Annotated in this window: 18 protein-coding genes; 13 read left to right on the top strand and 5 right to left on the bottom strand. The window is 47.2% G+C overall.

Features of this window, described 5'->3' with window-relative positions:
• Positions 1-115 precede the first annotated feature (115 nt).
• From EBO34_RS16415 to EBO34_RS16430, 3 genes are all read left to right on the top strand, one after another.
• Entirely contained in the window at positions 116-1459 is a 1344-nt protein-coding gene (locus EBO34_RS16415; RefSeq protein ID WP_122900584.1) for a YheC/YheD family protein, read from the top strand.
• 130 nt (positions 1460-1589) lie between these two features.
• Entirely contained in the window at positions 1590-2966 is a 1377-nt protein-coding gene (locus EBO34_RS16420; RefSeq protein WP_122900586.1) for a YheC/YheD family protein, read from the top strand.
• A gap of 764 nt (positions 2967-3730) precedes the next feature.
• Positions 3731-4738: a sigma 54-interacting transcriptional regulator gene (locus EBO34_RS16430; RefSeq protein WP_142996801.1), complete on the top strand. Its 1008-nt coding sequence runs from the start codon at positions 3731-3733 to the stop codon at positions 4736-4738.
• Positions 4739-4876: 138 nt separating this feature from the next.
• On the opposite strand, the gene EBO34_RS16435 is transcribed toward EBO34_RS16430, so the two are convergent.
• The 3 genes from EBO34_RS16435 to adh form a co-directional block, all read right to left on the bottom strand.
• The gene (locus tag EBO34_RS16435; protein ID WP_122900592.1) at positions 4877-6550 is read right to left on the bottom strand and encodes an acyl-CoA dehydrogenase family protein; all 1674 of its coding nucleotides are present in this window, start codon (positions 6548-6550) and stop codon (positions 4877-4879) included.
• Positions 6551-6627: 77 nt separating this feature from the next.
• On the bottom strand, positions 6628-6984 hold the full coding sequence (locus EBO34_RS16440) for a DUF779 domain-containing protein (RefSeq protein WP_122900594.1): 357 nt from the start codon (positions 6982-6984) through the stop codon (positions 6628-6630).
• Positions 6985-7098: 114 nt separating this feature from the next.
• Positions 7099-8619 (bottom strand): aldehyde dehydrogenase, encoded by a 1521-nt coding sequence (gene adh / locus EBO34_RS16445; RefSeq protein WP_122900596.1) that lies wholly within the window; start codon positions 8617-8619, stop codon positions 7099-7101.
• Between the two features lie 350 nt (positions 8620-8969).
• On the opposite strand from adh, the gene EBO34_RS16450 reads away from it, so the two are divergent.
• From EBO34_RS16450 to EBO34_RS16495, 10 genes are all read left to right on the top strand, one after another.
• A complete protein-coding gene (locus EBO34_RS16450) occupies positions 8970-10700 on the top strand; it encodes an ABC transporter ATP-binding protein (RefSeq protein ID WP_122900598.1) in 1731 nt (576 codons plus the stop codon).
• Positions 10693-12543 (top strand): ABC transporter ATP-binding protein, encoded by a 1851-nt coding sequence (locus EBO34_RS16455; protein ID WP_122900600.1) that lies wholly within the window; start codon positions 10693-10695, stop codon positions 12541-12543. Before EBO34_RS16450 ends, EBO34_RS16455 begins: the two co-directional genes overlap by 8 nt.
• 191 nt (positions 12544-12734) lie before the next feature.
• On the top strand, positions 12735-12974 hold the full coding sequence (locus tag EBO34_RS16460; RefSeq protein ID WP_122900602.1) for a BhlA/UviB family holin-like peptide: 240 nt from the start codon (positions 12735-12737) through the stop codon (positions 12972-12974).
• Between the two features lie 306 nt (positions 12975-13280).
• The gene (locus tag EBO34_RS16465; RefSeq protein ID WP_122900604.1) at positions 13281-14213 is read left to right on the top strand and encodes a ring-cleaving dioxygenase; all 933 of its coding nucleotides are present in this window, start codon (positions 13281-13283) and stop codon (positions 14211-14213) included.
• 11 nt (positions 14214-14224) lie between these two features.
• Positions 14225-14839 (top strand): alpha/beta hydrolase, encoded by a 615-nt coding sequence (locus tag EBO34_RS16470; RefSeq protein WP_122900606.1) that lies wholly within the window; start codon positions 14225-14227, stop codon positions 14837-14839.
• A 4-nt stretch (positions 14840-14843) separates the two neighbouring features.
• Positions 14844-15452 carry a flavin reductase family protein gene (locus tag EBO34_RS16475; RefSeq protein WP_122900608.1) on the top strand — a complete coding sequence of 203 codons (609 nt, stop codon included), beginning with the start codon at positions 14844-14846 and terminating at the stop codon, positions 15450-15452.
• Positions 15453-15684: 232 nt separating this feature from the next.
• Complete coding sequence (locus EBO34_RS16480) at positions 15685-17079, top strand: YjiH family protein (protein ID WP_122900610.1); 1395 nt, start codon at positions 15685-15687, stop codon at positions 17077-17079.
• A 24-nt stretch (positions 17080-17103) separates the two neighbouring features.
• Positions 17104-18435: an aspartate aminotransferase family protein gene (locus EBO34_RS16485; protein WP_122900612.1), complete on the top strand. Its 1332-nt coding sequence runs from the start codon at positions 17104-17106 to the stop codon at positions 18433-18435.
• A 173-nt stretch (positions 18436-18608) separates the two neighbouring features.
• The gene (locus tag EBO34_RS16490) at positions 18609-19397 is read left to right on the top strand and encodes a YheC/YheD family protein (RefSeq protein ID WP_183163920.1); all 789 of its coding nucleotides are present in this window, start codon (positions 18609-18611) and stop codon (positions 19395-19397) included.
• 177 nt (positions 19398-19574) lie between these two features.
• Positions 19575-20420 carry an SMP-30/gluconolactonase/LRE family protein gene (locus EBO34_RS16495; protein WP_183163921.1) on the top strand — a complete coding sequence of 282 codons (846 nt, stop codon included), beginning with the start codon at positions 19575-19577 and terminating at the stop codon, positions 20418-20420.
• A 53-nt stretch (positions 20421-20473) separates the two neighbouring features.
• Here EBO34_RS16495 and EBO34_RS16500 read toward each other — a convergent pair whose 3' ends face one another.
• Together EBO34_RS16500 and recQ are read right to left on the bottom strand one after the other, a co-directional pair.
• Positions 20474-21127, bottom strand: a complete 654-nt coding sequence (locus EBO34_RS16500; RefSeq protein WP_236784562.1) for an SIMPL domain-containing protein — start codon at positions 21125-21127, stop codon at positions 20474-20476.
• A 295-nt stretch (positions 21128-21422) separates the two neighbouring features.
• On the bottom strand, positions 21423-23555 hold the full coding sequence (gene recQ / locus EBO34_RS16505; RefSeq protein ID WP_122900618.1) for a DNA helicase RecQ: 2133 nt from the start codon (positions 23553-23555) through the stop codon (positions 21423-21425).
• Between the last annotated feature and the right edge of the window lie 508 nt (positions 23556-24063).

Here is a 24063-nt window from a genome sequence, read left to right on the forward strand (position 1 = left end):
GAGGAAAGAGAACAATGAAATAACCAGCTGAAAAATAGTTATCTGAGTATACCAACCGAGTTGACCCAACATAAGATATCTTGTACTAAACTGCAGGCGTTGGGAAGGTGAAAAAATGAATTGTTTCTGGGTAAAAATAAATGAAACAGCCAGGGAATACCCAATCATACGTGTTCCAAATATAATCTTTACTCACCTGGAACATTTATCTCTAATTCAGCACGGATTATTAAAAAAGAATGGCACTGTAAAAGCAAAGTTAACTGACGACAGTCAGAAAGGCACTCAAGAGAATCCTTTTATCATTGATGTTTCAGCTTCACTGGTGAATGATTTGTATTTATTGAAGGATATCCCATACAGACTTACTACGAGAGGGGATACCATTAAATTCGGCCCCGTAACCGGCATCATGATCAGAAGCCAGGAAGAGTTAAACTTAAGAGAAGAAGTGTATCCCCATCTGGGGGGCATACTGGTCAGTCCTAGTCAATTTGATTGGGAAAAGGGAATAGTGACTGGAGAGGTTTATGACAGCAGTAAAAGTAGGTGGGTATTAAAAACCGTACCGCTCCCCGAGGTCATTTTTAACCGGTCTTTAATGAAAAAAAAGAAAAAAGTCAAATTAATTACTAAATACCAAGCTCTTGGAGGAGTATTTTACAATTCTAACAGGTACAACAAAGCAGAAGTGGAGAATGCTGTGCTGCAAAGGAGTGAACTCCAAAAGTATGTCATCAAAAGCAGGACTGTACTGGATAAGAAAGATGTCTTCTCAGCATTATCAGCACATAAGAAAATTGTACTTAAACCTGTAAGGAGTGTTCAAGGAAACGGTATTATGTTTATTAAGAGAAAAAAGAGGAATGAATATCTCGTTTATTACTATAGAAAAAATAAAAGCGATACAGAAGTGTACTCTGTTATTTCAAGAAAAAAATTAGCAGAACTGCTGGATACCATTAATTTCAAAAGGAAGCCACATTTGGTTCAGCCGTGGATCCGGTTTTTAACCTATAATAAAAGTCCTTTTGACCTCAGGGTTCACATGCATAAAGACGACAGGTCGTGGATGTGCGCGGGAATTGAATGCAGGGTGGCACAAAAAGGGGAGAAGATTACCAATATATCAAAAGGTGGATCGGTTCTATCGCTTTCTGAAGCATTGTCTTCGAGCTCAGAGGTAAGGAGACGTGCTTTAGAAGAAGAGGTTGTTGATGTTTGTTTGAAAATATGTACAACACTTGAAACAAACTACCCTTCTGAATGTTTTGCAGATTTAGGTATTGACATTGCCATTGATAAACGGAAGAAGCTTCATTTTATTGAGGTCAACTTTCATCCGCAATTTAAGGGGTTCCAGAAAATCAGCGAGGAGATTTACAGAAAAATAAATTGTCAGCCCTTAATTCATGCAACAAAGCTGCAGGGGTTTAAGGTGGATAAGAAAGCATCTTAGCAATTGTCTGTCTCAGGCCTTATGAGACAGACTTTCTTTTTTTATCGTTTCTGGATATATGGTTATACAGAAAAGGATCTCATTTCATAAACTGATTATAAGAAGTTATTTCTTATGAGAAGGTGATCGAGTGAAATCTAATTGGGTTAATATACAGACATTTCAGTCGTCTGAGTATGAAATTCACCTGCCGGGCAATCTAATTTCCCAGTACAATGAGGCTGAATTCATTCAACACGGGCTGATTAAACTCCCTCTTGCAGTGAAGGAGGTAGAGGAAGAGACAGATGAATTACAAAACGGGACTGAGCTTAAGCCCTACACAGTTCTGGTTTCTTCAGCATTAATAAAAAAGATGTTTGTTATTGAAGGACTACCTTATCGAATGCTGATGAATGACCAAACACTGAAACTAGGACCTGTAACCGGTATTCTTGTTCGTAACGACCGGTTTACCCGAAAGCGGAGAAAACCGGATATTTACTCCAGGCTGGGGGGGCTTTTTGCCGTTATCACGCTTGAGTTGTTTAGCCCGGAAGAGGGGTTCACAAAAGGAAAGGTATATCATAACAAGAAGTGGGTTGAGACAATGATACCTTTACCCGAAGTGTTATTCGTGCGATGTGCTATGTCAAAAAAGCGAAGAAAAACGATCCTTAAAGAATACAATGAGCGTGGGGGCCTTGTATTCAATTCCAATGTGTATAATAAGCTCATAGTTGAAACAAAGGTTGGCAAAACAAAGGGATTAGAGAGTAATATTATTCAAAGCGTGGAGCTGAAAAGCAAAAAGGATGTATTGTCTGAGCTTGACCGGCTTGGAGACATTATTGTAAAACCTAAGAATGGAAAAAAAGGAAGTGGAATCTTCTTTGTTAAAAAAGTGGACGAAACCTATCATGTATATGATTACAGGGGGTTAAAAAGGTGCAATTACTCCGTTTTTTCAAAAAGGGAGTTTTTAACCTTCCTAAAAACAATCAATTTTAAGAGTGGAAGGTATCTCGCTCAGGAATGGGTGAAGTTTATCAAAAAAAACGGGCGTCCATTTGATTTGAGAGTGTATGTGCAAAAGAGGGACCAGGATAAGTGGGTATGCAGCGGGATGATGGCCCGGGTAGCCGGTAAAAAACAGAAAATCACAAACCGGTCAAAAGGAGGCAGCTTTTTCATGATAGATAAAGTATTTTCCGGATATCCGAAAAGTAAGAAGCAGGAGCTTGTAAAGAAGGTCAGTGATTTTTGTGAACGTTTCTGCTATGCCCTTGATGAAACGTTTCCAAATGATCATTTTGCAGACGTTGGAATGGATGTTGGGATCGATAAAAATGAGAAGGTCAGATTTATGGAAGTAAACTTTATTGCTCAGTACCAGACAATCCGGTTTCATGACCCTGAGTTGTTTAACAACTTGTGCTGGCTGCCGTTCATTCATGCGACTGAATATCAAGGTTTCGCGGTGGGAAAACAACAAACAAACCAATCCGACCTCACCAAGACAGGATAATTACACACTATTTGAGGCAGGGGGCAGACCCAATAGCGTTGCACAGCAGTCAGTAAAAATATACTGGTTTAAACGTTTGCCACTTTCGTTTCGGTGAGAATTGGGGCGTAATTGAGACCCGTCCAGGAATGGGATTTTATCGAGGCATCATCAAATGAGATGATTATGGCCTATACTTTTACACATGTCAGTCTCCTTTTGCAGAAGAGCGGGAACGAATTTTGCAACAGGAGCTTTTTTGTGTCTGTAAACAGTAAGCGCTACGGGGTCAGACTCCAACAAACGTGCAATCTTTTGCGATCTTATCAAGAGAGTGTTTAGAAAAAGTGGGACGGAAGGCTTGTTTCATTTCTTTAAAACGGCTTTTCCCCTGAAAAGTACCTCCTTTTATTTTGTAAAAGGAGGTATACACTCCAGCCCCTGCCTGTAAGCCACTCCAATGAGATTTTTTGGCGTAGAACACGAATGTGACCGGAATGTCCGAAGACTCCTGCGGAAGTGGGGGCCATGGTAAGACCCCGCAGGGCGAAGCCTGAGGAGGCTCGCCGGCATCTCCGCGGAAAGCGAAGGACATTCCGGTCACATATCTAACACTTTTGCTTCGATATGAAGTGCCACTCCTTAACTTGATGGATATGGGGTCAGACCCCTGAACATGGTGTTTTGCTGTCTGACCTTTGTTTGCTCGTTTTTTGGCGGAGGAAGGATTTTTGGTACTTTTATCGAATACAAACGAAAGCGCTTTCTAATGATGGGGTGATCGTTTGACTAATGAGAGCGATATGACGGTACTTGATGAAACTCCGGTGGATTTGTCGGCGGGAGTGGGGATGTATGTAGGGAAAAGTCCGGTCATGAAAGAAGTACTGGACCTCGCTTTCCGCTGGGCGAAGACGGATTACCAAGTGTTGATTGAAGGGGAGACGGGGACGGGGAAAGAGCTGATGGCACGGTTTCTTCATCACGCAAGCGAGCGGTGGGACCGCCCTTTTGTAGCGGTTAACTGCGGGGCTATGGCAGATTCACTTCTTGAAAGTGAATTGTTCGGCCATGAAAAAGGCTCATTTACAGGCGCCCACAGGGACCGGAAAGGGTTGTTTGAGCAGGCAGCAGGTGGAACACTTTTCCTTGATGAAATCGGTGAAGCATCAGAAGCTATTCAGGTGAAACTTCTCCGGATCCTCGAGACAAAGGAATTTTACCGGATCGGGGCGGAAGGGTCCCTGCCAATGACAGCTCGTGTCATCACGGCTACCCACCGGCCCCTTAGAAAAAGAGTGGAGGAAGGGGCGTTTCGGGAAGACTTGATGTTCCGTCTCGATGTGGGGAAAATCACCATGCCTCCTTTATCGAAAAGACTCAGGGATATTCCGGATCTGGTAGTTTCTCTTTTTCAAAAGGAAGGGCTTCCGGAAAGAACCCTGACCGATCAAGCTCTTAAGCGGCTCGAAAGTCATCCCTGGCCCGGCAACATCCGGGAACTTAACCATGTGATGATAAAAACGGCGGTTACTCTCCCAGCGCAACAAACAATCATTGACGAGGGTGACCTGGCTCTGCCAGAAAGCCGGCTGGATGAAAGGCTCCTCCTGAACCATGAATCAGACTGTACCGTTCCAGAGCTGCTGGAAGCAGTCCGATTGTATGAGAAGGAGCTTATTCAGGCCCGGATTGAAACGGTGCTGAAAGAAACGAGTGGCGACCGTAAAAGAGCTGCCGAACTTCTCGACCTTACAGAACGAAAGCTTCGGTACTGGCTTAACGAAAAATAGAGATTGACCCCTTGGGTCAATCTCGAAGCAATGAGCAGAGCCGCTGCCTTCTTTAAAGAGGCCGGAAGGAGTGGTTTTTCTCCTGCCGGAGAACAGCGTGCAGAGCCATTATCATTCTACTTAGACACCTTCTGTATTTTACCCCTTCTCCACCGCAGCTTTTGCAGACAGAATCGTTAAACCGTCCTGTAATGACCAGGGTTCCTGACTGTTTCCCCATAACGGATAGAGGAAGTGCTCAACATAGACCTGAGCAGCCTTCTGGCTCCGTTTATTCCCGCTTTTCTCAGCCGCCTTCAAAAGAGTAACCGCTTCGAGTGTTGACACCATTTTCTTTTGCAATGGCTTGATCCGCCGTGTCTTCTCAGCCTCATCCATATCTTCCAAATCACTGATCTCCTCCTGCAGCCAGAAAAGACACTGAAGCAACTCTGTCTTTTCAATACCATCCGAGCAGGCACTCAGCTCTTTTTCCATTCGTTCGGCAAAACGGGTTCCGGCATCAAACTTGGTAAACAGGCGCAGCACTTCAAGACCGAGAATATTCGCTGTCCCCTCCCACACCGTAAGCACCTGGGCATCACGGAGAAGGCGGGAGGTCACAAAGTCCTCAATATAGCCGTTTCCGCCGTGCATTTCAATGGCTTCATGGGAAAAATGAATAGCCTCTTCCGCCGTTTCCGCCTTAATCAATGCGATCATAAGGCGGAGCATACCGTCTTCAGGAATAGATGACCGGTCGTTGTACCACATATCAAATTCCTTGACCAGCTCAAACACCGTGCGGACTTCTGCCTCCAGCTTTACATTCATCTTCACGAGGCTGTCCTGAATCATCGGATAATCCATCAGCTTTTTCCCAAAGGCGTTCCGTTCACTCGCGTAGGAGTAAGACTCTGTATACGCTCTGCGCATTATCCCGACAGACGCCACAGCATTACAGATTCTGGACAGATTCAGTGCTTCCATCATGTAATAGAAGCCCCGCTCTTTTTCCCCGATCATGTATGCTTCAGCGCCTTCGAACTCAACTTCGCCCGAAGGAACGGCACGGACACCGAGCTTGTCCTTCAGGCGTCTCACTTTTATCCCCGACGTGTTACTTGACCCCTTTTTCCAAGGGACTAAAAAGAGCGATAATCCTTTGGTGCCGGCCGGAGCACCTTCAGGACGGGCGAGCACCGCCGCCACCCCGCACATGCCCGCGTTACTGGCAAAATACTTTAAGCCATACAGGCGGTAGCATCCTTTTTCTTCATCGTAAATCGCCCGGGTTTCATTAGCGCCAACGTCCGATCCTCCCTGTTGCTCGGTAAGAAATGTTGCTCCTTCATAGAGCTCATCGTCTCCGGTGGAAAGGATGTGGGGAAGATACTTCGCCTTTAATTCAGCATCGCCATACTGTTCCACGAGATAGGCGGTAGCCATTGTGAGGGTAACCGGGCAGTAAAAGCCCGGCTCTGTCTGGGATAACAGGTACCCCTGGGCAAAAGAGTACAGGTAGTTCCCTTTGTGGCTGAGTTCCGGAATGGGTTTATGTATATAGCCGACAATGCCTTTGTTGTAGGTTTCTTTTACCGTTTGCTTGTATCCTTCATTCACCCACACATAGGGCTGTTCATTACCGTAGGCATCATAACGGACCAGTCTAGGCTGTCCTTCCCGGTCAGTATGCCGTGCCCGTTCCTCGATCACCGTGGCACATTTTTCTCCAAACGCACTGAGCTCCTTATCTGCCCATTCAAAAAAATCGGGTGCCAGTGAGTCTTTCAGGATGCTTTGAATTAACGGGTCATCCTTGTAAAAGTTCATTTCCTATCACCTCATAATTTGATGGAAAAAAGGGTAAGCACCCTTTGCCCGAAATACGGACCAAGGGTGCTTTCATTTTATAACTTTAACTGCTCCCGTTCTTCTTCGGTGAACACGCGGGAACGGGTTAAAAACCGTTTCCCTTCAGGCCCTTCGAGAGAGAACATCCCGCCGCGGCCATTGACTACGTCGATGATGAGCTGTGTATGCTTCCAGTATTCATACTGGTCTTTGGAAATATAAAAGGAACTTCCGCCGATTTCACCAAGCTTGACGTCAGATTGTCCTACGCGGAACTCTCCGTCCGGATAACACATGGGAGAGCTTCCGTCACAGCACCCGCCGGACTGGTGAAACATGAGCGGGCCGAACTTGTCTTTCAGTTTGTCAATAAGCTCAAGAGCGTCGTCTGTAGCCGTCACGCGTTCGATCATGCGGTAACCTCCTTGGTGGTTATCAAGATTAGACTTTCTTTTCCACAATTCCCCTGCGGCCGGGCAGAACTCTGTCGCAATGTTGCGGTTCAACCGTTTTCGTAAGAGGTTGGTTTAAAAGAACCCAAGAGCGTCTTCACTATAGCTGACAAGCATGTTCTTTGTCTGCTGATAGTGGTTGAGCATCATATGGTGGTTTTCACGTCCAATACCGGATTTCTTATATCCCCCAAATGCAGCGTGAGCCGGGTAGGCGTGGTAACAGTTTGTCCATACACGTCCTGCTTCGATGTTACGTCCGAAGCGGTACGCTGTGTTGATGTTTCGCGTCCAGACTCCGGCACCAAGACCGTAAAGGGTGTCGTTGGCAATTTCCAGCGCTTCTTCAGGCGTTTTGAACGTTGTAACGGATACAACAGGACCGAAGATTTCTTCCTGGAATACACGCATTTTGTTGTCGCCTTTGAAGATCGTCGGCTGAACGTAGTAGCCGTCTTTGTACTCTCCGTCTAACTGGTTGCGTTCACCGCCGACAAGGCACTCGGCACCTTCCTGTTTTCCGATATCAAGGTAGGAGAGAATTTTTTCAAGCTGCTCCTGTGAAGCCTGGGCCCCCATCATCGTATCCGTATCAAGCGGGTTGCCTGTTTTAATCTGCTTTACCCGCTCCACCACACGCTCCATGAACTTGTCGTAAATGGACTCGTGTATGATGGCACGGGAAGGACACGTACAAACTTCTCCTTGGTTTAAAGCAAACATCACGAAACCTTCGACTGCTTTATTTAAGAATGCATCATCTTCGTCCATGACGTCCGGGAAGAAGATGTTCGGTGATTTTCCGCCAAGTTCAAGTGTGACCGGAATAATGTTTTCAGAAGCATACTGCATGATCAGACGGCCTGTTGTTGTTTCACCGGTAAAGGCGATTTTCGAAATGCGGTCGCTTGAAGCAAGAGGCTTTCCTGCTTCAACACCGAAGCCGTTTACAACATTCAGTACACCTTTTGGCAGAAGATCCTGAACGAGCTCAAGCCAGACAAAAATCGAGGCCGGTGTCTGCTCAGCTGGCTTTAGTACAACGCAGTTTCCTGCTGCAAGAGCCGGTGCAAGCTTCCACGTAGCCATTAACAGCGGGAAGTTCCAAGGAATAATCTGCCCCACAACCCCAAGCGGCTCATGGAAGTGATACGCGACAGTATCGTTGTCGATCTGGCTGTTTGTGCCTTCCTGGGACCGGATCGCAGCCGCAAAATAACGGAAGTGGTCGATTGCAAGAGGCAGGTCGGCGTTCAGTGTTTCACGAACCGCTTTCCCGTTGTCCCAAGTCTCTGCTACTGCGAGCATTTCAAGGTTTTCTTCCATGCGGTCGGCTATTTTAAGAAGGATGTTGGAACGCTCAGTTACAGATGTCTGCCCCCAGCTTGCTTTTGCGGCATGAGCAGCGTCGAGAGCCAAATCGATATCGTCAGAGGTCGAACGAGCAATTTCACAGAAAACATGGCCGGTTACCGGTGAAACGTTCTCGAAGTATTCTCCTTTAACCGGAGCAGTCCATTCTCCATTAATATAGTTGTCGTACTTTGACTTAAATTGAACCTTTGAACCATCCGTATTCGGATTGCTGTAAATCATGTAAACCCCTCCAAAAATCAAATTATGTAACCATTTACAATTAATGCAATATTGATGCCAACTGTTGAACGGTGTCTTATGCTGATTTGAGTTAGAATAATCAGTCGATTCTGATAAAATGAGCCGAAATAACGGCTGGATGATGACGTTTTTTCGGCTATCCTCCAAAAGCGAGGTAGGTTCTTGTTTAAAACGGGAATAGAATAGGAAGAAAACGAATCGCTTCGTTACCCGAAATAGTCAAATTGTGATAAACTTTAGATTAACGAACTTTTTACGGAAAGTAATTTCTGAATTTTCCCATTACGGAATACACATGGTTACTGACTGAGTCAATGGAGGATCGCAACATGAGAACTTTGTTTCCCTTTTTACGCTCATACCGGCTGCCGATTGCGGTGGCGCTCACCCTCACCCTGGTGGAGCTGGCAGTAGAATTATTACATCCTTATTTTATGTCCCGTATTATTGACGACGGCATCATGCAGGGAGACTTGTCCCAGGTGATGTACTGGGGCATCATTATGATTGTTTTTTCCCTCGTAGCGTTTGCAGCAGGGATCACAAACTCGTTTTTTGCGGCCCACACAGCCCAGGGAGCAGGGTACGAACTTCGCAGCAGCCTGTTTCGAAAAATTCAGGCCTTCTCGTTTTCGAATTTCAGTAAATACCCCACGTCATCTCTGATTACAAGGATGACAAATGATGTGACCCAGCTGCAGAATACGCTGTTTATGAGCCTTCGGATTATGCTCCGTGCTCCTCTTCTCGTTATCGGAAGTGTCATTATGGCGTTTATCGTCAATCCCATGCTGGCACTTATCCTGGTGATCGGTGTGCCGCTCCTTCTTGCGTTCCTTCTTTCGATCATGAAAAGAGCAGGTCGTCTTTTTAAGGAAGTTCAAAAGCGCGTGGACAATGTGAATGGCGTGGTTCAGGAAAACCTGGCAGGCATCCGCCTGATTAAAGCGTTCACACGCCGTCACCATGAAAATAAACGGTTCACAAAGGCGAGCGGTGAGCTGAAGGACCGGACCGTATCTGCTCTTCGTACAGTGGAAATCACAATGCCGATCATTCTTCTCATTATGAACCTGAGTATTATGGCTGTTCTCTGGTTCGGAAGTTTCCAGGTGAACACCGGAGGCGCGACAGTCGGGGAAGTTGTAGCAATCGTGAACTATACCACGAGGATGAGTGGAGCGATGACCGTTTTCTCTATGATTATTATGATTTTTTCCCGTGCAAAAGCGTCAGCCCAGCGTGTGGCGGATGTTCTTGATGAAGAGATTGATCTTGTTGACGGAAAAGATGCGAGTGCTGATAAAAAAATCCAGGACGGGAAGATTGCCTTTGACCTGGTGTCCTTTCATTATCCGGGAACAGAAACACCGGTACTGAAAGACCTTTCCTTCCAGGTGAATCCGGGGGAAAAGGTGGCGATTATGGGGGCTACCGGCTCGGGTAAGTCTTCCCTGTTCCAGCTCATTCCCCGTCTTTATGACGTGAATGAAGGAACGATTTATATTGACGGATCGGACATCCGCAACATGACAATGGAGAGACTGAGAAAGCAGATCGGATTTGTGCCGCAGGAAGCGTTGCTGTTTACCGGATCGATCAAAAACAATATCCTGTGGGGGAAGGAAAACGCCTCCATGGAGGAGATTGTGGAAGCGGCAAAAAATGCCCAGATTCATGAGACGGTAAAAAAGCTGCCGAACGGGTATGACACGGAACTCGGGCAAAAAGGGGTCAACCTTTCCGGAGGCCAGAAACAGCGCCTGTCCATTGCAAGGGCGCTGATCCGGAGGCCGAAAATTCTCCTCCTTGACGACAGCACCAGTGCCCTTGATATGAAAACCGAAGCGAGACTCCTAGACGCTCTCGATACTTACGAGTGCACGACTCTTCTGATTACGCAGAAGATGAGCACCACCATGAATGCGGATAAAGTACTGCTGCTGGAAGACGGCAAAGTGACAGCAGAAGGAACCCACGCCGAGCTGCTCGAGCACTCTACCCTGTATCAGCAGATTTACCATTCACAGCTTGGAGAGGAGAGGTCCGGCCATGCTTAACGAGTTGAAAAAGCCTTTCCAGTATAAAAAAATTGACCTCGATAAAATTGAAACAAAAAAAGCCGGGGCTTATTCGTTTCAAAAACCGAAAGCCGATAACTTCTGGGGCACGGTGAAGCGGATCGGACGGTACCTTGCTGAGAGTAAAGGCCTTCTCACCTACGTGATTTTGATGATTGTATTAAGTTCAGCTATGGCTCTTCTCGGACCTTTCCTTGTAGGGGTCTCCATTGATAACTACATTGTGGAAAACGATATCGGTGCTCTTGGCTATATGCTTATTGCCCTTGCCGTTGTTTATGTGCTTCATTCCCTGTCGGTTTGGCAGCAGCATATGTGGATGATCCGGATTGCCCAAGATACAGTTTTTAAAATGCGGACCCAGCTGTTCCGGCACCTTCATAAGCTGCCGATTCCGTTTTTTGATAAACGCCAGCACGGTGATTTGATGAGCCGTGTCACCAACGATATGGAAAACGTCAGTAACACACTGAACAGCTCGGTGATCCAGATTGTTTCCAGTGTCCTTACTCTTGTAGGAACAGTAGCCGTCATGCTCTGGCTCAGTCCTCTGCTTACACTCATTACAATGCTGATCATACCTTCGATGGTGTTTGGCATGAAGTGGATTACGAAACGCACAAGCAAGCTGTTTAAAGCTCAGCAGAAAAACCTTGGGGAACTGAACGGCTACATTCAGGAAACGATGAGCGGCCAGCGGATCGTAAAGACCTTTTCCCAGGAAGAAAAAGTGATCGCAGACTTTATGGAGAAAAACGAAAAGCTCCGCGGTACGGCGTTCTGGGCCCAGACTTTCTCCGGCTTTATCCCGAAGCTCATGAACATGCTCAACAACCTGAGCTTTGCAGTCATTGCTTTTGTCGGGGGGATTCTTGCGTTAAACGGGATGATTTCCATCGGGGTCATCGTCATTTTCGCAGAGTATGCCCGCCAGTTTACCCGTCCGTTAAACGACCTGGCCAACCAGTTTAACCTGTTGTTATCTGCGGTTGCCGGTGCTGAGCGGGTGTTTAACATTATCGATGAGGAAGAAGAGGCGAGTGATGAAGCGGAGGCCCTTGAGCTTGCCGGGGTTGCCGGTGCTGTTCGATTTAATCACGTGTCGTTTTCTTATGAAGGAAACGATGACACGATCAATGACCTTAGTTTTAAAGCAGCCCCTGGTGAGACGGTCGCCTTTGTAGGGCCGACGGGGGCTGGGAAAACAACGCTCATTAATCTCCTGAGCCGGTTTTATGAAGCTACTGATGGAGAAATTACAATCGATGGTCAGGATATTACTACCGTGAAACGGGAGAATCTCCGGCAGCATATGGGCTTTGTGCTTCAGGATTCGTTTTTGTTTGAAGGAACGATCCGGGAGAACATCAGGTACGGGCGCCTTGATGCAACAGATGAAGAAGTGGAGAGGGCGGCGAGCCTCGCCAATGCACGATCGTTTATTGAAAAAATGCCGGATGGTTTTGATACGAAGCTGAGTGTGGACGGCGGTGGCATCAGTCAGGGACAGCGCCAGCTTCTGGCCATAGCCAGGGCAATCCTCGCCGATCCGTCAATCCTGATTCTGGACGAAGCCACCAGCAGTATTGATACGGTGACGGAAATAAAAATTCAGGAAGCTCTTCAACGGCTGATGGAAGGGCGTACGAGTTTTGTGATTGCCCACCGCCTGAATACGATTCAAAATGCTGATCAGATTATCGTTCTCGACCATGGAGAGATCGTGGAGAAAGGATCCCACGATGATCTGCTGGAAGAGGAAGGATTCTATCACGGTCTCTATCACAGCCAGCTCAAACAGGAAATGCAGACAACATCATAAACAAGGGCGTCTTCTCAGGCGACAACTGAGGAGGCGCTTCTTTTTGAGTAGTTAAATAGCAGGAGGCGTTAATAAAGGTTGAAAAAATATGAATTTTGACGCTGGCATACTGCCCGTAACAAACCTGTCCACCTGCATATGCTGGTAGTACATAGATTATAAATACTAGATTCATAGGAGGGAAGAACGCTATGTGGGATTCATTAATCAGCTACGGCATTCAAACAGGTCTGGGAATATTCGGTTTGCTCTTTGTCATGCTGCTCGGCACGGCCATTTATGGCGTTCGTTGGGTATTCAAGATGAATAATGAGCGGGAACAACGCTATATCTCTGTGATTGAAAAGCAAGCGGAAAGCCTGAAAAGCCTTGACGAAGCCCAAAGAGATATTAAGCAGATAAAAGAATATATTTACCGCCAAAGGCCTTAACAGGCTTTTTTTTATTTGAGTGGTGGCGGGACGGATAGTGTTGTATTCTCTTTATCTGCCTGGAAAGTCTGCATAACCGGGCGGAAAGTCTTTATAAATGGATGGAAGTTCTTCATAAACACTATGAAACTCTGCATAAATGGGTAATAGTTCTCCATAAAAATCATCCTCCCTCCGGAATGGCACTTCTCAATTCGAGCAGACTAAATCAAATGATTTGAAATCACCGTGAAAGGGGTATATTATAATACATAGATAGTTACTTACTTTTTGAAAGCATGGACATTCACACTTAAGGAGGGCCTTATGGACAGACCGATTCAAGGTATTCACCACATAACGGCAATTGTAGGGAATCCTCAGGAGAACGTTGATTTTTATGTTGATGTTCTGGGACTTCGTCTTGTTAAAAAGACGGTGAATTTTGACGATCCGGGAACGTATCATCTTTACTTTGGGGACCGCGAAGGATCGCCGGGCACAATTATGACCACGTTTCCATGGGATAAAGCCGCAAAAGGAAAAATAGGAACCGGTCAGGTAGGTGTGACCACCTTTGTGGTGCCTGGCGGAGCGCTCCCTTTCTGGGAAGAAAGACTCACTCGAAAAGAGTGCAACTACGACAAAACGGAACGGTTTGGGGAACAATCCCTCAGTTTTACCGACCCTCACGGACTAAAGCTTGAAATCGGAGCCCGGGACCAGGGGCCGGAGAGTGACTGGTCTTATGAGGACATTACAAAAAAGCAGGCGATTAAAGGATTCGGCGGTGCCGTTCTTTATACCGGAGCCCCGGACAGTACCGGGGAGCTCCTTACGAATGTGATGGGGCTGAAAGAGGTCGGGACCGAGGGCAACTTTGTGCGGTATGAAGCAGAGGGGGATCTCGGTAACATCATTGATCTGGATACGTCCATTACCGACATGGGAAATCTGGGGGTGGGAACCGTTCATCACATTGCCTGGCGTGCGGCTGATGATGAGGATCAGCTCAACTGGCAAAGTCATGTGAAGGAGCACGGCTACCGGCCGACAGAAGTAATGGACCGTCAGTATTTTAAGGCTATTTACTTTAGAGATAAAGGTGGTCTGCTTTTTGAGATTGCTACTGACCCGCCCGGCTTTGGGTGGGATGAAAAAGAACCTGAGCTGGGCACAAGCCTGAAGCTGCCTCCGTGGCTTGAACCGGCACGGGAAAAAATCGAAAATATTGTACTGCCAATAACCATTCCAAAATAGAGGTGGATAAAATGAAAAGCATTTTCGAAAAGCGAAGCGAGAACAATCCTTATACGTTGCTGCTTCTGCACGGAACCGGAGGAGACGAACGGGATCTGCTGCCGATCGCAGACATGATTGATAAAGAAGCATCTGTTTTAAGTGTCCGGGGAAACGTGCTGGAAAACGGGATGCCGCGGTTTTTCCGCAGACTCCGTGAAGGTGTGTTTGATGAAGAGGATCTCTTGTTTCGTACAAAAGAGCTACATGCATTTTTGGATGAGGCGGCGAAAGAGCACGGATTTGACCGTGACAAGGTGATTGCGGTGGGCTACTCGAACGGGGCGAACATTGCCGGAAGCCTTCTTTACCACTTTAAAGACGCGCTTTTCGGTGCAGCACTTCTTCATCCGATGGTGCCAAGAAGAGGCATCGATCTGCCTGATCTGAGCGGGACTTCTGTCTTTATCGGTGCGGGTAAAAATGATCCGATCTGTGCGCCGGAAGAAACAGAGGAGCTTGAAGCTTCTCTTGCAAAGGCAGGTGCCGATGTAGAGGTGTTCTGGGCAAATCAGGGACATCAGCTCACCCGCGAAGAGATCGAAAATGCCGCTTTGTGGTACAAAAAAGCTGTTAAAGGAGAGTAAGAGAATGAAAGCTATTGACCCAGCAAGTCTCTCAAAAAAGGAAAACTATGCTTTTTTAACCCAGACAATTGTGCCCAGGCCGATTGCGTTTGTGACGACACTTTCTAAGGACGGGGTTTTGAATGCGGCTCCGTTCAGCTATTTTAATGTCGTATCCGCAGATCCGCCCCTGTTGATGATTTCAATCGGCAAGCGTGGAGGAGATAAAAAAGATACATCCCGTAACATCGTGGAGACCGGTTCATTTGTCGTTCATGTCACGGATGAGGCGAACGTGGAGGAAATGAATGCCACCGCGGCCAACCTTCCACCCGATGAGAGTGAAGTTGAAAGGGTAGGCCTCACGCCGGTCGAAAGTACAGTTATCGACGTGCCAGGGTTAAAAGAGGCACGGGTACGGTTTGAATGTAAGCTTGAAAAGCATATGACGTTTACCGGGAATGAAGGTGAGACTGACGTGATATTCGGGAGGATCCTTCATTATCATGTAGCTGATGAGGTGATGGGCGAGTCAGGGAAGGTTGAAGCTGATAAGCTTAAGCCTGTCGCCCGTCTTGGGGGGAAAGAGTACGCTCCATTGGGAGAGATTTTTACAATTGACAGACCGAAATAAGTGTAAGAAGCTGCTGAAAGGTTAATTCCCTTTCAGCAGCTTTTTTTGTGTGATTCCCTAAAAGGAAAAATAACGAGGCAAAATTGAAAAATAGAGTATTAGAAAAAACTTCCTTCTAAAAAATAAAAATAGCATTGTATGTATATACATCGGTGTGATAGTATTATTAACTATTGAATATATTAATTTTTATACCTAATAATTTATATAAATACAATTGGAGGGAAACATTATGAAGGCAGATCATGCGCACTATCAGGAGAAATTTGCAGAAACAAAATCAAAAGGATATACACTCCGGCAGTACTTAACCTTTATTATTCCTTCGTTAATAGGAATTCTGCTTTTCCTCGTTCCTATGTCCATAAACGGCACAGTAACGATCGGACTCGGGGTTATGGCGGACGGAATGCAAAACGCCCTGGGTGGTTCCCTTCCTGTTATACTGGTTGGTGTACTTGCAATTTCGGGAGTTGCGAGTTTGCTGGCTTCCTTTGCACCGGCTTCTGTGATGGATAAGTATCCCGGGATTTCAGCTGTTTTCCGGGTTCCTCCGTTCTGGCTCACGCTCAGGCTTGTTGGCGGCGTGTTTGCGGTCATGACCCTGATGGAGTGGGGGCCGGCACTCATCGGCCACGAGTTTACGGGCGGGGTGGTATTATATGATCTTTTACCCGTACTTGCGGTTTGGTTCTTGTTTGCAAGTTTATTCATGCCTTTGCTGCTTGAATACGGCTTGATGGATTTTATCGGAACCCTTGTGAGAAAGGTGATGCAACCTTTATTCAAGCTGCCGGGCCGCTCATCGGTGGATGCAATGGCGTCCTGGATGGGAAGCGGGACGGTCGGCGTGCTGCTTACAACAAAGCAGTATGAAGACGGGTATTATTCCAAGAGGGAAGCAGCGGTAGTAGCGACGAACTTTTCTATTGCATCCATCGCCTTTAGTCTGGTGATTGCAAATGTGATCGGAATTGAACACCGTTTTGTTGAATTTTACTTTACTGTTATTGTGGCAGGGCTTGCGGCTGCGGTGATCTGTCCGCGTATTCCCCCGCTGTCCTGGAAAAAAGATACGTACTACGAACCGGTGGGTCAGAAAATTAATGAAGAAACTCCGAGTGATGTGTCCACGTTTAAGTGGGCGGTCACACAGGGGGTTGAGAAGGCGCAGAGTGTGAAAAGTGTCCAGTCTGTAGCTGTAAAAGGAGTGCGCAACGTTGTAGACATCTGGGTCGGACTGCTGCCTCTTGTGATGGCGCTTGGAACGGTAGCGTTGATCGTGGCGGAGTTTACGCCGGTATTTAACATTTTGTCAGCGCCCCTTGTGCCGGTTCTGGAACTGTTGCGCCTGCCGGAAGCGGAGGCTGCGGCACCGGCGATGATCGTCGGATTTGCGGACATGTTCCTGCCGGCAGTGATCGGAAGCGGGATTGAATCTGAGCTGACTCGGTTTGTGATTGGGGTACTTTCTCTGACACAGCTGATTTATATGTCTGAAATCGGGATCTTGCTGATCCGTTCAAAGATACCACTAACTATTACAGAACTTGCTGTGATCTTTATTCAGCGAACACTCATTACGCTGCCGATTGCGGCGCTTATGGCACATCTGTTTTTCTTTTAAACTGCTGACAAGGAGCGATGGATCATGACTTATACATGGAAAGACAAATACGACAACATGGGTGACCGCTTAGCCCCGAGTATGGCGAAGGACCATCCGAATCTTCCGGTGGTCAAAGAAGAAGGCTGCTATTACTACGGTGCGGATGGGAAGAGGTATCTGGATTTTACGTCAGGCATTGCGACGACGAACGTGGGACACCGTCATCCGAAGGTCGTTGAGGCGATCCATAAAGGAGCGGATTCTCTTGCTCACGGCCCGTCCGGCGTGATTATGTATGAGTCGATTTTGACATTGGCCGATCGTCTCGCTGACGTTCTTCCCGGTGATCTTGACTGCTTCTTTTTTGCCAACAGCGGAACGGAAGCGATCGAGGGCGCGTTGAAGCTTGCCCGTCACGTAACGGAGAAGCCTTATGTGATTTCCTTTACAGGGTGCTTTCACGGTCGGAGCCAGGGTGCTATGAGTGTGAGTACGTCCAAGTCCAAATATCGGAAATTTCAGCCTCATATGGGTACCTTTCAAGTGCCGTTTGCCGATCGGAGTGCGGTACCTGAAGGGGTGGATGAAGAGCAGTACTTAATGGATAAACTGGAAGCGGACTTTAAAGCGTTGTTTAACCATCAGGTGATGCCCGAAGAGGTGGCTGCAGTTATTTTGGAGCCGGTTCTCGGAGAAGGCGGCTACGTGATTCCACCGGCATCCTGGCTTCAGAAAGTGCGGAAACTTTGTGATCATTACGGATTTCTCCTCATTTTTGACGAGGTGCAGACAGGCTTTGGCAGAACGGGAGAAATGTTTGCTGCCCAGACGTTCGGTGTAACGCCGGATATTATGGCGATTGCGAAAGGGATTGCCAACGGGATTCCATTAAGTGCCACGGTTGCGTCGAAAGAACTGATGGCCAAGTGGCCGATGGGAAGTCACGGCACGACCTTTGGAGGCAATCCGATTGCCTGTGAAGCAGCACTTGCGGTTCAGGATGTAATCGCGGAAGAGGATTTGCTTGAAAATGCAAAAACACTTGGGGCATATGCGAAGGCAGAATTTGAAATTCTAAAAAAGAAGCATTCGGTTATTGGTGAGATCCGTGCTGTCGGGCTTATGATCGGGATTGAGATTGTAGATCCTGAAACCGGAAAAGGGGACGGAGAGGCTCTTTTTAACATTCTTGATAAGGCTTTGGAGAACGGGGTACTCTTCTATTTTTGCGGAAACGAAAGTGAAGTGATCCGTATGATTCCGCCTCTTACTGTTACAAAAGAGCAGGTTGATGAAGGCCTGAAAATGCTTGATGACGCAATCTCAGCTTTTGTAGAGGAAAAAGAAAGCCAATACGGGATTTCTGCTTTATAATGACCGACGGATTGCCATTGAGAAAGAAGCTGGCGGGTAATAATAAGACCCGGCAGCTTCTTTTTGTTTTGCATAGAAAAGAATGTCTTTGAACTCCTTCAAATACCCTTTCACCTTTTTATAAACCAGCATAGCTTATCTATATAATGTGTCTTTTTCTGGAGGAAACAAAGATGAGCATGAAACCGATAAAAATAAAGCGAAGAAACAAGTATAAAATGTACCTTGCCATGAAAAGAGCTGAAGAGCTTGCTCCACATCTTCCGCATACACAAAAATGGGTGGGTAAAAGAAGGTTATATCAAATGTTGGATGAGCACGGGGAGATAGTGATAAAGCCGAACAGAGGACTTAAGGGAAAAAATATTTATTTTGTCTTAAAGCAAGATGACAGCTACGTCGTACAAATTTTTGATGATCAGTTTTCACTTAATACCAGACTTGAATTATACAATTTTTTACGAGATCGGATTGGAAGGGTACCCTATATTATTCAAAAAAGAATCCACACGGCAGTGGTCAATGGCAACCCTTTTGATATGCGGGTCATTATCCAGCGCAATTCCATTGATGATCCATGGACGGTTACAGGTTATAAATTGAGAGTGGCCGGTGATGGGAAGTTGATTACCAATGCAAATACTGGTGGGAGTGTCATGAGCTTTAAGGAAGCGATGAGGAACTGTAATATACCTCCGAAAAAACAGAAAGGCCTGCTTAAGAAAATTAAACAAGTCTCTTTGCTTTCTGCAGAGGTTCTTGGTCCATCTTATAACTATCAGCTGATTTTCGGTACGGATGTGGGAGTGATGCAAGATGGCAGCATCCACGTCTTTGAGATTAACCGAGGTCCTGCAATAAGAGGCTTTACCCCGGATCAGATGAAAACAATCAATCAGTATATAAAAGCAGGCAGAAAAGCCAAAAAGGAATTTAAATCGAAAAAAGGCCTCTCTAATTAAACTGAACGAGGTGGGGTGGAGCTTTTGTGAAAAGGAAAGGATGAATTTTCTGTTGGGAAGGCTCCGGTTATACGATGCTGCTGATTTGCGTTTTATGTTCCCAAGGTGTGTATGTTTCTTCTCCTTCACTTGGTGGTAAACTCTATTAATACAGAGCAGAAGAGGAGTGGGGCGAAAATGAAGGCAAAAAAGCTGATTGGGTGTGAAAACAAGCTCGGGGAAGGACCTTTATGGGTGAAAGAGGAGCAGAAGCTTTTCTGGGTGGATATTGAGGGGAGAGGGATCTACGAACTTGATTACCGGGATCACTCCCTTAAACACTATCCTACCCCGAAGCGTCCTTGTGCCTTAGCTGAAAAAAATGAACATGAGCTCCACGTCATTTTTGAAGATGGCCTGTATGTGTGGGACAAGACCCAAAACGATGCCCGGGTTGTCGACCGGGTTGAGATAAGTCCGGGAAACAGGTTCAATGATGGAAAGAAAGATCCATGGGGACGCCTGTGGGCAGGAACGATGAATGAGAATGGGGAGCTGGAAAAAGGCTCCCTCTACGTTTGGATGGAAGACGGTACGAGGCGGACCGTCATGGAGGACGTGTCCATTTCGAATGGACTTGCCTGGAACAAACGGGCTCAGACGATGTATTACATTGATACACCGACAAGAACGGTTTATCAGTTCCACTATGATGCCAAAACAGGTGCACTGGCCAACGAAGAGGTGGTTTACACGTTCCAGGAAGAGGACGGACACCCGGACGGAATGACGATTGACGGAGACGGAAACCTTTGGATCGCTCTTTTTGGCGGATATGGTGTCGCTGTTGTTGATCCCTGGAAACGGGAGTGGATTGATACGGTTGAGGTGCCTGCGAAAAATGTGACGTGCTGTGTGTTCGGCGGCCCTGACGGTGATGAATTGTTTATCACCACCGCGACTGAAGGTTTACAGGAACCTGATATGGTGGAGTACCCTGATTCAGGGAGCCTGTTTCATATTAAAGTACACCGCTCTTTATAGAAAAGGGCGGTGTTTTTTTTGATGGAAAGCGCCGGTTCTCATCCGGACGCTCGTTAATACCTGTATTCAACCTCAACCAGCGCGAGGATGGTCAAGGTCCCTGCCTGAATCGGTGTACCTTCTGATGTGGCGTAGAGTGCTGTCTGGAACGGGACTGGTGTGGTGGAAGGTGAGATCTCGACAACTGAAACAGGTGGTGTGCTTAAGGCAACACCGAGCTCGGCGGCTATTGTTTCGGCTTTTTCCCTCGCGTTTTGCAGGGCCAGTTCAAGGGCCTGATTATAAAGAACCTCAGGGTTGGATAACGAGAATGAAATGGAAGAGATCGTGTTGGCGCCGGCTTCTACAGCTTCGTCGATTACAGAACCGGTGAGGGTAATGTCATCAAGTGTTACTTGCAGCAGATGGGTGACGCGGTAGCTGCGGAACTCCTGTTTTCCGTCTACAAAGTCGTACTGGGTATCGATGCGGTACTCCACGGTTTGAATGCTTTCTTCCGGTACACCCAATGTGGTGATCGCCGATGTGACCTGCGAAATGATTTGGGCATTTTCCTGCTGTGCTTCGCTTACTTCTGTGGACTCTGTGACGGCTCCCACAGTGATGTTGGCTCTGTCCGGTGCTGCGGAAACGGAGCCCTCGCCTTTTACTTTCAGCTTACTGGTGTTGTTGCGTGCCTGGTGCTGGGGGTATCGGTAAGGGTACATGTGTAACCTCCTGTTTTTTCATGCGATTTGCTATTACCCATCGTATGAGTGAAAACCAGGAGGTATGCAAAAGCCCGGGCCACTGATGACGAGGCCACTGAAAAAGTACAAAACAACTTTTTCAGTACCTTTTATTTGAATGGCAATGGCTCCACCCGGTTGCGCGCCTGTTACGAGAAACCCACTCGTATCAGGCTTTTAAAAAGTGCAAGCGTTACGCTCATTGCTTAGAAGGCACTGGAAAAGGTTAAAGATCGAACTTTTTCAGTGCCTTCGCTGATGACCGGGGACAGACTCAGGCATGAACGAACCCTTGGAGGACTGCTTTGATCTGGAAGTAATCAATGTCTTCCGGGAGAGCTTCTTTAACGGGCTTAAGGCCTTCAGAAGGATCTATTTCTTCAATGACACGGAGAATCGTCTGCTGTTCCTTTTCCGAGACGAGGCGGGTGAAATCCACTTCAAGTCCTTCCTCTGCACAGCGGATGAGGTGCTCGCCGGCTGTGACCGCTTTAAACCCGCGCTCGGATGCGATTTCCTCTAATGTCCTTCCGCTTTTGAACATGTCGAGTGTAATCAGGTGGCTGGGGGTTTTGTCTTTTTTTGCGATTCCACTGTTCCACGCTGTTGTGCTTGTTTTTGCCGGAGTTTCTTCCGGGTTGGCTTCGAGATAGCTCTGGATCTTGGCAAGGAAGGCTTCTCCGTACTTGTCGAACTTCTGAGCACCTAAGCCTTTGACCTGAAGCATCGCTTCTTCATCACGAGGAAGCTTATCGCACATTTCCTTTAACGTCTTGTCAGAGAACACCATGTAAGGAGCTACACTGTTTTCTTTAGCCAGAGCAGTCCGTAGCTCCCGCAGCTCAGCAAAGAGCGGGTGGGCTTCTGTAATAACAGCCGGTCGCTTCTCGACCTTCTTCTCCACAGGGAGTTGGCCTTTTAATACAGGAAGCGTTTTTTCCGTGAGCATGAGTACCGGGTAGGCGCCGTCGGTCATGCGCAGGTAATCTTCTGCAACGAGATAGTCGATAAATTGGGCGACTTCCTTAATTGTGTACTGCTTCATAAGGCCGTGGGTCGAGAGGCGGTCAAATTTCATGTCTTTAAGCTTCTGGTTGTGGGAACCGGTGAGCACCTGGGCGACCATCGTTTTGCCGAAGCGTTCGTTCATACGTTTGATGCAGGAAAAGACCATCTGGGCGTCCCGGGTGACGTCTTCTGTTTCTCGTTCGTCTGTACAGTTGCTACACTGTCCGCAAGGTTCGGCGTCTTTATCCCCGAAGTAGTCGAGGATGTACGTCTGGAGGCAGCCTTCTGTGTGGCAGTAGTTGACCATCTGATGGAGCTTCCGATATTCGTTTTGCTTCCGGTCATCGCTTGAGTCAGACTGGTCGATCAGGAACTGCTGCACCCGGATGTCCTGGGGAGAGTAGAGAAGAAGGCACTCACTCGGTTCTCCGTCCCGTCCTGCACGACCTGCTTCCTGATAGTAGCTTTCAATGTTTCTTGGAATTTGGTAGTGAATGACAAAGCGGACGTTGGATTTGTTGATTCCCATTCCAAAGGCGTTTGTGGCAACCATCACCTGAATGCGGTCATACACGAAGTCTTCCTGGCTTTTTGCCCTGGTATTCGGGCTCATGCCGCCGTGATATTTGCCGGCGTCAATGCCTTTTGCGGTTAAAAATTCCTGGATGCTTTCTACTTCTTTTCTCGTTGATGCGTAAATGATCCCAGGTTCGCCTTCATTTTTCTTAATGTAATCAGCACAGTACCGGTCGCGGACTTCCCCTTTTAAAACGTGAAAGCTTAAGTTTTCACGGGAGAAGCCTGTCTGTACAACATCGCCCTGCTCAATGCCGAACGCCTGGCATACGTCGTCACGGACAGCAGGTGTGGCAGTGGCTGTAAGGGCAAGAATGGGAGGCCGGTTCGGGAACTGGCTTAACACCTGGGGAATCCGCATGTAGCTCGGGCGGAAATCATGACCCCACTGTGATACACAGTGAGCTTCATCGACTGCAATCAGGCTCACGTTGAGTCCTTTGAGCATGTTAACAAAAGAAGGGACTTCAAACCGCTCAGGTGCGACGTAGAGAAGCTTGGTGTGACCGGCGCGGATGTCGGCGATGCGTTCTTCTGTCTCCTCATACGTCAGTGAGCTGTTAATATAAGAAGAGCTGATCTGGACTTCGTGTAGCTCGTCGACCTGGTCTTTCATTAACGATATGAGGGGGGAGATGACGAGGGTCAGGCCGGGCAGGAGAAGGGATGGGACCTGGTAGCAGATGGATTTCCCGCCTCCCGTGGGCATGATCCCCATAGTGGGTGTGCCGCTGAAAACCTGTTCAATGATTTGCTTCTGTCCGGGACGGAATGACGTGTAGCCAAAATATTCGTGTAACGTTTGTTCAGCCTGGGTAATCACCGGTCCACTCCTTTCAAAATAAGGCGGTATGAAAACCGCGTGAAGTTATTATTAAAGTTCTTTTTGTTAAATGCTCCCTGAAAAAGAATTCAAACTCAGCTTCATTGAACGGAATACGCTCCCTTTTTGCGGACTCGCGCCGAGCTTCCTCTGGGCTTCGCCCCTGCGGGGTCTCGCCTGTCGCGCACTTCCGCAGGAGTGTCGCGTATTCCGTTCAGCTCCGCACGATGCGCTGTGAAAATCAGAGGAATGGGATAACTCAGCCTAAAAAAGACCTCATGCTTATTTTCATGCCCTATGGTGCGAATAAATTAGCATGAGTGTCTGTTTTACAACAAGTTTCTGTAAAATTTAATGTTAATTTCCGCTCATTGCACTTTCCGCGGGCGGTTCGGGAGCCTCCCCGACATACTGCTTCTTCCTCTGCCAGCTATGCTCTGAAGTGGTCTGCATCGAAGCAACTCGCAGTTTACACATGAAGCAATACTCGTGTCTGCGGGGGGCTCCC

The organism is Alteribacter keqinensis (assembly GCF_003710255.1).
GTDB lineage: Bacteria > Bacillota > Bacilli > Bacillales > Salisediminibacteriaceae > Alteribacter > Alteribacter keqinensis.

Coding starts and splice junctions, on each gene's coding strand:
- EBO34_RS16415 (WP_122900584.1), top strand. CDS start 116: ATGAATTGTTTCTGGGTAAAAATAAATGAAACAGCCAGGGAATACCCA.
- EBO34_RS16435 (WP_122900592.1), bottom strand. CDS start 6,550: ATGAACTTTTACAAGGATGACCCGTTAATTCAAAGCATCCTGAAAGAC.
- EBO34_RS16440 (WP_122900594.1), bottom strand. CDS start 6,984: ATGATCGAACGCGTGACGGCTACAGACGACGCTCTTGAGCTTATTGAC.
- adh (WP_122900596.1), bottom strand. CDS start 8,619: ATGATTTACAGCAATCCGAATACGGATGGTTCAAAGGTTCAATTTAAG.
- EBO34_RS16450 (WP_122900598.1), top strand. CDS start 8,970: ATGAGAACTTTGTTTCCCTTTTTACGCTCATACCGGCTGCCGATTGCG.
- EBO34_RS16455 (WP_122900600.1), top strand. CDS start 10,693: ATGCTTAACGAGTTGAAAAAGCCTTTCCAGTATAAAAAAATTGACCTC.
- EBO34_RS16460 (WP_122900602.1), top strand. CDS start 12,735: ATGTGGGATTCATTAATCAGCTACGGCATTCAAACAGGTCTGGGAATA.
- EBO34_RS16465 (WP_122900604.1), top strand. CDS start 13,281: ATGGACAGACCGATTCAAGGTATTCACCACATAACGGCAATTGTAGGG.
- EBO34_RS16470 (WP_122900606.1), top strand. CDS start 14,225: ATGAAAAGCATTTTCGAAAAGCGAAGCGAGAACAATCCTTATACGTTG.
- EBO34_RS16475 (WP_122900608.1), top strand. CDS start 14,844: ATGAAAGCTATTGACCCAGCAAGTCTCTCAAAAAAGGAAAACTATGCT.
- EBO34_RS16480 (WP_122900610.1), top strand. CDS start 15,685: ATGAAGGCAGATCATGCGCACTATCAGGAGAAATTTGCAGAAACAAAA.
- EBO34_RS16485 (WP_122900612.1), top strand. CDS start 17,104: ATGACTTATACATGGAAAGACAAATACGACAACATGGGTGACCGCTTA.
- EBO34_RS16490 (WP_183163920.1), top strand. CDS start 18,609: ATGAGCATGAAACCGATAAAAATAAAGCGAAGAAACAAGTATAAAATG.
- EBO34_RS16495 (WP_183163921.1), top strand. CDS start 19,575: ATGAAGGCAAAAAAGCTGATTGGGTGTGAAAACAAGCTCGGGGAAGGA.
- EBO34_RS16500 (WP_236784562.1), bottom strand. CDS start 21,127: ATGTACCCTTACCGATACCCCCAGCACCAGGCACGCAACAACACCAGT.